We start from the raw sequence: 852 nt of genomic DNA on the forward strand, positions 1-852 counted from the left end.
GGAAATAGTCGGGCGTGCTGACGATAAAATCGGCGCAGGTCTTGGCGGATACATACTTCTCCATGCTGAAGCCGCCCACAAAGGTACACAGCGCATTGAACAGTGTCACCGACAGTGCCAGAGACACCACCACCAGTACCGTCTTTTTCTTGTTTCGTCCCAAATTGGCAAAGGCCATCTGATGGAGCTTTGCTCCCCGGGTGCTGCGCTGTTTTTTCTTGGTCTGCATTGCATCCGTATATTTGGTAGCCTCCACCGGAGAGACCTTAGCTGCCATTTTTCCGGGCTTGGAACAGGACAAGAGCACTGTCAGCAAGGCGAATAGCATAGAACCAAGGAAGATCACAGGCGATGTGCTGATGGTGGTGATGCCTGCATCCAACTGGGTGGAGCGCAAGACAACAGGCACCAGAACAGCGCCGATGCCGTAGCCCAGCAGCAGCCCTGCCGGAATGCCGATCAGACAAAGCAGAAGTGCCTGCTGGCGAATGATACGTTTGAGCTGCCGGGGCGTTGTGCCAATGGTTTTCAGAAGTCCGTAAAACCGGATATCCCCTACAACAGAGATCTGGAAAATGTTATAGATGATAAGATACCCCGTGAAAATCACCAGCAGCAAAAAAGCTGCTATGGCGATCACAAGTTCCGGATCAAGCTTCGACTCCAGCTGGGATGAGGTATATCCCCAATTGACGCCGATTCGGACGCTGTTGGGATCGGTATAGCTGTCCCATGTGTAGCCAAGATCGGTATCCACCTGCTCCATCTGGCCTTGAATGTTTGTGCCGGAGGCCAGCATGACATTCAAATCGGTGCGGAAAGGCTGTAAACCTGTTTTCACTGCCTGCGCTT

Annotated in this window: 1 protein-coding gene; it reads right to left on the bottom strand. The window is 52.6% G+C overall.

Annotated elements, in window-relative coordinates; genetic code table 11:
• Positions 1-852, bottom strand: an 852-nt coding sequence (locus OCV77_RS16355) for an ABC transporter permease (protein WP_262576001.1), incomplete at both ends; no start/stop codon positions are given.

This window comes from Suilimivivens aceti (assembly GCF_025567405.1).
Taxonomy (GTDB): domain Bacteria; phylum Bacillota; class Clostridia; order Lachnospirales; family Lachnospiraceae; genus Suilimivivens; species Suilimivivens aceti.